Below are 7,566 nucleotides of genomic sequence, written 5' to 3' on the forward strand. Positions count from 1 at the left end.
TCCTTGACTTCGCTGCATGGGCCACCCCCACCCCAGTCCTCGAGAGCCAGGCGCTCGGCGGCCCGCTGGCGGGCGCACCCGCACCTCAAGGATCGGGCGCACCCGCACCTCAAGGATCGGGCGCACCCGCCCCTCAAGGATCGGGCGGCTGGCAGCGCATGGAGCGAAGTCAAGGAGGAGCCGCGCGCAGCGCGGCGGGGGACATGAGCGGAATGCGCTGCCAGCCGTCCGATCCGGGCGCGCGAAACCTTCGGCCGGCACGTGACTGGGCCTAAGGAGCCGGGTGCCGACCGGCCTGCCAGGCTCTCCAGCAGGCCTGCCAGTCCTCGGTCCCGCTACTTCGGGAACTGCTCCCGCAGCTTCATCTTCCAGAACTTGCCGGTGGACGTACGCGGCACCGCGGCGATCCATTCGTAGCGCTCCGGCAGCTGCCACTTGGCGAAGCCGTGGGCCAGCAGGTGCTTGTCCAGCGATTCGCGCGCGGGCGCCTCCTGGCCCGGCTTGGCCACCACGCAGGCCAGTGGCCGCTCGCTCCACTTCTCGTCGGGGATGGCGATCACGGCCGCCTCGGCGATCGCGGGGTGGGCCATGATGGCGTTCTCCAGGTCCACCGAGCTGATCCACTCGCCGCCGGACTTGATCAGGTCCTTGGTCCGGTCGGTGATGCGCACGAAGCCCAGCGCGTCCATGGTCGCCACGTCGCCCGTGCGCAGCCAGCCGTCCGCGGTGAACTTCTCGCCCGACACCGGCACCTCGTGGTAGCTGCCGGTGATGAAGGGCCCACGGACCTGGATCTCGCCCACGCTGTGGCCGTCCCAGGGCTGGTCAACGCCCGAATCGCCGCGCAGCCGCAGTTCGACCAGGGGCGCGGGTACGCCCGCCATCGCGGCGCGGCGGTAGCGCTCGTCGTCGCCGGCGCCGGCCAGTTCCGCCCGCGGGTAGGACACCGTCGCCAGCGGCGAGGTCTCGGTCATGCCCCAACCCTGCAGGATCCAGATGCCGTGCTTGTCGAAGGCGCGGATCAGCGACTCCGGCACGGCCGCGCCGCCCACCAGCGAACGCATGCCCCGCGGAAGCACCCAGCGGCCGTGGTTGGGCGAGCCCGGCGCCTGCGCCGCCTCGTAGGCCTGGATCAGGCTCATCCAGATCGTGGGCACCCCCAGCGCCAGCGTGGGCGGCTCCTGCTTCATCAGGTCCAGCAGGTCCTCGGGGTGCAGGTGCGGGCCGGGGAAGACCATCTTCACGCCCATCATCACCGCGCCATAGGGCATGCCCCAGCAGTTGGCGTGGAACATGGGCGTGACGGGCAGCACCACGTCCGTGCCGCGCAGGCCCCAGAAATCCGCCAGGCTCGCGACCAGGGTGTGCAGGATGGTGGAGCGGTGCGAGTAGGCCACGCCCTTGGGCCGCCCGGTGGTGCCGGAGGTGTAGCACATGGCGATCGGGTCGTCCTCGCCATGGGGGGCGTATTCGAAGCGGTCCGGGTCCTCGGCGGCGAGCAGCTTCTCGTAGTCCTCGAACTCCGCCGGCACCGGCTGGCCCGAGAAGGGGTAGACCAGCACCTTCTCGAAGGCATGCAGGTGCGCGAACTGACGGTACAGGGGCAGCAGCACGTCGTCCACCACCAGGATGCGGTCCTTCGCGTGGCCGGCGATCCAGCCGATCTCCTCGGCGGCCAGGCGCAGGTTCAGGGTGTGCATCACCCCGCCCGCGGCCGGGATGCCGAAGTAGCACTCCAGGTGCGCGTGGTGGTTCCAGCACAGGGTGGCGACGCGCTCGCCCTTGGCCAGGCCCAGGCGCTTGAGCGCCGCCCCCAGCGAGCGGGTGCGCCGGTAGAACTCGCCGTAGCTGTGGCGCTTCAGGCTCTTGTCCGGCAGGCGCGAGACGATCTCGTTGCCGGCGAACAGCCGGCCGGCGCGCTCCAGCAGGTGGTTGAGCGAGAGCGGCGTTTCCATCATGGTGCTGTGCATGGCATCCCCTTGTCCTTGTTCCGCGGCCCAATGTAGGGCCTGGCCCGGCCGGCGGCAATGCAGAATCGCCCCATGGATACCCGAAGCGAGATCGCCGCCACCGCCGCCCGGATGGTGGTGGAGGAGGGCCTGGAGTACGGCCCCGCCAAGCGCCGCGCGGTGCGCCAGCTCGGCCTGCCCCAGCGGGCGGCCCTGCCGGACAACGACGAGATCGAGGCCTCGGTGCGCGAGTACATCAGCCTGTTCTGCGCCGACACCCAGCCCGCCGAGCTGGCCGCCTTGCGCGAGCTGGCCCTGACCTGGATGGAGCGCCTGGCCGACTTCCGGCCGCACCTGGCCGGCGCGGTCTGGCACGGCACGGCGACGCGCCTGTCCGACATCTACCTGCAACTCTTCTGCGACGACCCCAAGTCGGCCGAGATCATGCTCATCGACCGGGGCGTGGCCTACGAGCCGCGCACCGTGCCCGGCTTCACCGGCGCGCCGGTGGAGGCGCTCAGCCTGTCCAGCCCCTGCCCGGCGCTGGGCGAGCACGTGGGCGTGCACCTGCTCATCCATGACCACGACGACCTGCGTGGCGCGCTCAAACCCGATGCGCAGGGGCGGACGCCCCGCGGTGACACCGCGGCCGTGCGCGCCTTGGTGGACAATCCCGGCCATGACTGAGACCTCGCCCGCGCCCCAGGACACCCGCCGCCGCAACCTGCTGGTCGCCGGCCTGGGCACGGCCGCCGCCCTGGCCGGCGCCGGCCTGGCCCTGTGGCGCCACAGCCCGGCCGACCGCTCCGCCGACCTGCTCTGGGGCCAGAGTTTCGACACGCCCACCGGCGGCACGCTCGCCCTGCAGACCCTGCGCGGCCGGCCCCTGCTGGTCAACTTCTGGGCCACCTGGTGCCCACCCTGTGTGGAAGAGATGCCGCTTCTTGATGGCTTCTTCCGTCAAAACTCATCCAAAAACTGGCAAGTGGTCGGCTTGGCCATAGACCAGCCCAGTGCCGTGCGCGGCTTCCTGCAGCGCACGCCGGTCAGTTATCCGGTGGGCCTGGCGGGCCTGGGCGGCTCGGAGCTGTCCAAGGCCCTGGGCAACGATTCGGGCGGCCTGCCCTTCACCGTGGTCCTGGATTCGCAGGGCGGGGTGCTCGCGCGTAAAATAGGCCGGATCAGCCCCGACGAGCTCGGGCGCTGGGTGCAAGGCCGCGCCTGAGGCCAGGCCGAACTAGGCGATGGTGCCGCCGGTGTCAAGCTTTCGGCAAAAATAAACGCAAAAAGCGGGCAGAAGCCGAAAGTTATCCATTTATTGCGGTAGATTCTCGGCTTTTCGTTGAGGCAGGAGAACGCCATGGATTTGCGCAAGCTGAAGACTTTGATCGACCTCGTGTCGGAGTCGAACGTCTCGGAACTCGAAATCACCGAAGCCGAAGGCAAGGTCCGCATCGTCAAGGGTGGTGGTGCCGTGCAGCAGGTGTTTGCGCCCATGGTGGCTCCCGCGCCCGTTGCCCAGGCCGCCGTCGCCGCGCCGGCCGGGGCCCCGGTGGCGCCGCCGGCCGAAGCCGCGCCGACCGGCCATGTGGTCAAGTCCCCGATGGTGGGCACCTTCTACCGCGCGTCCAGCCCGGGCGCGAAGTCCTTCGTGGAGATCGGCAGCCAGGTCAAGGAAGGCGACACCATCTGCATCATCGAGGCCATGAAGATCCTGAACGAGATCGAGGCCGACAAGTCCGGCACCGTGGCGCAGATCCTGTGCGAGAACGGCCAGGCGGTGGAGTACGGGCAGCCGCTGTTCGTGATCGAGTAAGCGCTCGCCCACCATGTTCAAGAAGATCCTTGTCGCCAACCGCGGCGAAATTGCTTTGCGCATCCAGCGCGCCTGCCGGGAACTGGGCATCCGGGCCGTGATGGTCTATTCGGAAGCCGACCGCGACGCCAAGTACGTCAAGCTCGCCGAGGAGGCGGTCTGCATCGGCCCGGCCCCCTCGCCCCAGAGCTACCTCAACATGCCGGCGATCATTTCCGCCGCGGAAGTGACCGACGCCGAGGCCATCCACCCCGGCTACGGCTTCCTGTCCGAGAACGCCGACTTCGCCGAGCGGGTGGAGAAGAGCGGCTTCCAGTTCATCGGCCCCACGCCCGAGTCCATCCGCATCATGGGCGACAAGGTCTCGGCCAAGCAGGCCATGATCAAGGCCGGCGTGCCCTGCGTACCCGGCTCCGAGGGCGAACTGCCGGACGACCCGGTGCAGATCCGCCGCATCGCCAAGAGCGTGGGCTACCCCGTGATCATCAAGGCCGCCGGCGGCGGTGGCGGCCGTGGCATGCGCGTGGTGCACACCGAGGCCGCGCTGATCAATGCGGTGCAGATGACCAAGGCCGAGGCCGGCGCGGCCTTTGGCAACCCGGCCGTGTACATGGAGAAGTTCCTCCAGAATCCGCGCCACATCGAGATCCAGGTCCTCGCTGACAAGTACAAGAACGCGATCTACCTGGGCGAGCGCGACTGCTCCATGCAGCGGCGCCACCAGAAGATCATCGAGGAGGCGCCGGCGCCGGGCATCCCGCGCAAGCTGATCGAGCGCATCGGCGAGCGCTGTGCCGCCGCGTGCAAGCGCATCGGCTACCGCGGCGCCGGCACCTTCGAGTTCCTCTACGAGGACGGCGAGTTCTATTTCATCGAGATGAACACCCGCGTCCAGGTCGAGCACCCGGTGACCGAACTGATCACGGGCGTGGACATCGTGAAGACGCAGATCATGGTGGCGGCCGGCGAGAAGCTGCCCTTCACCCAGCGCGACGTCCAGATCCGCGGCCACGCGATCGAGTGCCGGGTGAACGCCGAAGACCCGTACAACTTCGTGCCTTCGCCGGGCCGCATCACGCTCTGGCATGCGCCGGGCGGGCCGGGCGTGCGCGTCGATTCGCACGTGTACAACAACTACTTCGTGCCGCCGAACTACGACTCCATGATCGGCAAGATCATCGTCCACGGCGACACGCGCGAGCAGGCCCTGGCCCGCATGCGCACGGCGCTGCTGGAGACCGTGGTCGAGGGCATCAACACCAACATCCCGCTGCACCGCGAACTGATGGTCGACGCCAAGTTCATGGACGGCGGCACCAACATCCACTACCTGGAGCAGTGGCTCGCGCAGCACAAGCGCTGAGCCGCCCGCCATGCACGAACTTCGCCTGCTGGCCCCCGAGGCGCGCGTGGCCGATATCGGCGACGCGCTGGAAGCCCTGGACGCGCTGAGCGTCTCGGTCGAGGACGCGGACGCCCAGACCGACGCCGAGCAGGCCCTGTTCGGCGAACCGGGCCTGCCGCCGCCGCGCGAGGGCTGGCAGCGCTCGCGCGTGGTGGCCCTGTTCCAGGACGAGGCCGCGGCCCGCGAAGCCGCCACGCTGCTCGCGGCGCAGGACTTCTTCGAGGGCTGCACCCTGCTGGGCGTGGACGAGGTGGCCGACCAGGACTGGGTGCGCCTGACCCAGTCGCAGTTCGCGCCGGTGGAGATCACGCCCGAGTTCTGGATCGTGCCGACCTGGCACCAGCCGCCGGCCCAGGCGCGCCAGGTGATCCGGCTGGACCCTGGCCTGGCGTTCGGCACCGGCACCCATCCCACCACGCGGATGTGCCTGCGCTGGATCGCCCACCGGGCACCGCAGGGCCGGCGCGTGCTGGACTACGGCTGCGGCTCCGGCATCCTCGCGATCGGCGCCGCCCTGCACGGCGCGCGCGAGGTGGTCGCCGTGGACATCGATCCGGCGGCGGTGGAGTCCACCGTGGCCAATGCGCAGGCCAACGGCGTCACGCTGCAGGCCGGCCTGCCGGACCGGGCGACGGGCAGCTTCGACCTGGTGCTGGCGAACATCCTCGCCATGCCGCTCAAGGTGCTGGCGCCGCTGCTGTGCGGGCACGTGGCGGCGGGCGGCGACCTGGTGCTGGCCGGCATCCTCTCGCGCCAGGCCGACGAGCTGCGCGAGGCCTATGCCCCGCACCTCGCGCTGCAGGTGGCCGACGAGGAAGACGGCTGGGTGCTGATGACGGCCCAGCGCCCGCGCTAGGCCCTTCGCAGCGCGGCGGCGCGGCGCCGCACGTGCACGATGATCGCGGCGTGCACGGCCACCGCGGTCCCCAGGCCCGCCAGGTGCCAGCTCAGGGACCCGGCGCCCGCGCGCTGCACCATCGCGGCGGTGGTCGCGCCGAGCGGGAAGAACACCACCAGGGCGGTGACCAGGCCGGGGTTGTAGCTGCGGAAGGCGATGGCGTGCGCGAGGTGTACCGCGCCGTTCACCAGCACCAGGTAGGCGGACAGCAGCGCCCAGCCCGCATCGCCGCGGGTGCCCAGGAGCGCCACCGCGAGCAGGCCCCAGACGACCGGCACATTGGTCACGAAGACAGCGGCGGGCGACAGCACCTCCAGCCCGTGGCCCAGCGTCGCGTTGAAGAACAGGCGGAAGCGGTCCCTGTCGTGTTCCTCGACCTGGTGCAGCATGTACGCCGGCAGGTGCAGGAAGGCGGCGATGAAGATTGGGCCTGCGCCGGCCAGCAGCGCCGGCGACAGCACCAGCAGCAGCACGGCGCAGCAGGCCGTGCCGTAGACCCAGTGGGCGATCAGGCGTTGCAGCATCGAGCACGACCTTCGGACGATGTTGACGTGGACCCCGGGCGGCGCGGCACGGGCCCGGCGCGTGCAGGCGCATCCTAACGCGGCGGCGCTGCGGCCCGCCCGGAGACTGCCGAAGCGGCTTGCTTGCCCCCGGCCCCGTAGAATCCGGCCGAGATGAGCCTCATCACGCGCTGCCCCGCCTGTGGGACCCTGTTCAAGGTCGTGCCCGACCAGTTGCGCATCTCCGAAGGCTGGGTGCGCTGCGGCCACTGCAGCGAGGTGTTCGACGCCCGCCTGCACATGCAGGACGCCTCGGCACTGGCCGCTGTGCCAACGGCCCCCGCAGGGCTCACGGAAAGCCCCGCGCAGGACGAGGAGCCCGCGCCCGCAGCCACGCCGGCACCGTCGGTGGCGGCCGGGGGCGACGCGCCGTCCCGGCCCGTGCCGCACGCCGAGCCGGCGCCCGAGCCGCACCCCGCGACGCCGCCGCTACCGGGGCCTGCGCCTGGGTCTTCGTCGGCGGAATCCCTCGGGCTGGCCGCGGAGGCCGCGCCAGCGTCAGCCCTTGCCAGGCTGCCGAGCGCACTGTCACGCTGGCTGGGCCGCGCGTCGCCCACCGCCAGCGCGCCGGCACCCACCCCTTCGTCACCGCCAGCAGCCGCGCCGACCCCGGCACCCGCACCGCAGGCTGCGCAGGCAGCCAGCGCCACGCCCACGCACGAGGCACCGGAACCGGCGCCGCAGGCGCCTGCCAGTTCCGGGACGCTGGCGCAGGCCCGGGGCGAGCCCGCGCCGACCGGGACCGGGCAGCCTGAAGAGCCCGTCGCTGCGCCCGCCCCCGGGGCCGCCGCGGCAGACGCCGAGGCAGAAGCGGCCGGCGCAGACGCAGGCACTGCCAACGCCCACGCCGACACCGCAGACACCGCAGACACCGCAGACACCGCAGACACCGCAGACACCGCAGACACCGCAGACACCGCAGACACCGCAGACAC

General features: G+C 71.0%; 8 protein-coding genes. 6 read left to right on the forward strand and 2 right to left on the reverse strand.

Annotated elements, in window-relative coordinates; translation table 11 throughout:
• Positions 1-335: 335 nt before the first annotated feature.
• A complete protein-coding gene (locus IM725_RS19120) occupies positions 336-1,970 on the reverse strand; it encodes a long-chain-fatty-acid--CoA ligase (RefSeq protein ID WP_193782234.1) in 1,635 nt (544 codons plus the stop codon).
• A 72-nt stretch (positions 1,971-2,042) separates the two neighbouring features.
• On the opposite strand from IM725_RS19120, the gene IM725_RS19125 reads away from it, so the two are divergent.
• The 5 genes from IM725_RS19125 to prmA all read left to right on the forward strand — a co-directional run bounded on the left by IM725_RS19125 (position 2,043) and on the right by prmA (position 6,026).
• Positions 2,043-2,636 (forward strand): hypothetical protein, encoded by a 594-nt coding sequence (locus tag IM725_RS19125; RefSeq protein WP_193782235.1) that lies wholly within the window; start codon positions 2,043-2,045, stop codon positions 2,634-2,636.
• Positions 2,629-3,174: a TlpA family protein disulfide reductase gene (locus tag IM725_RS19130; protein WP_193782236.1), complete on the forward strand. Its 546-nt coding sequence runs from the start codon at positions 2,629-2,631 to the stop codon at positions 3,172-3,174. The genes IM725_RS19125 and IM725_RS19130 overlap by 8 nt, the downstream gene beginning before the upstream one ends.
• A gap of 135 nt (positions 3,175-3,309) precedes the next feature.
• Positions 3,310-3,765: an acetyl-CoA carboxylase biotin carboxyl carrier protein gene (accB, locus tag IM725_RS19135; RefSeq protein ID WP_193782237.1), complete on the forward strand. Its 456-nt coding sequence runs from the start codon at positions 3,310-3,312 to the stop codon at positions 3,763-3,765.
• A 13-nt stretch (positions 3,766-3,778) separates the two neighbouring features.
• Positions 3,779-5,128, forward strand: coding sequence for an acetyl-CoA carboxylase biotin carboxylase subunit (gene accC / locus IM725_RS19140; protein ID WP_193782238.1), 1,350 nt, complete (start codon positions 3,779-3,781; stop codon positions 5,126-5,128).
• 10 nt (positions 5,129-5,138) lie between these two features.
• Entirely contained in the window at positions 5,139-6,026 is an 888-nt protein-coding gene (gene prmA, locus IM725_RS19145; protein WP_193782239.1) for a 50S ribosomal protein L11 methyltransferase, read from the forward strand.
• On the opposite strand, the gene IM725_RS19150 is transcribed toward prmA, so the two are convergent.
• Complete coding sequence (locus IM725_RS19150; protein WP_193782240.1) at positions 6,023-6,592, reverse strand: HXXEE domain-containing protein; 570 nt, start codon at positions 6,590-6,592, stop codon at positions 6,023-6,025. The genes prmA and IM725_RS19150 overlap by 4 nt on opposite strands.
• A 153-nt stretch (positions 6,593-6,745) precedes the next feature.
• On the opposite strand from IM725_RS19150, the gene IM725_RS20520 reads away from it, so the two are divergent.
• On the forward strand, positions 6,746-7,566 hold an 821-nt coding region (locus tag IM725_RS20520; RefSeq protein WP_227753957.1), incomplete at its 3' end, for a zinc-ribbon domain-containing protein.

It is taken from the genome of Ramlibacter aquaticus, assembly GCF_015159745.1.
Taxonomy (GTDB): Bacteria; Pseudomonadota; Gammaproteobacteria; order Burkholderiales; family Burkholderiaceae_C; genus Ramlibacter; species Ramlibacter aquaticus.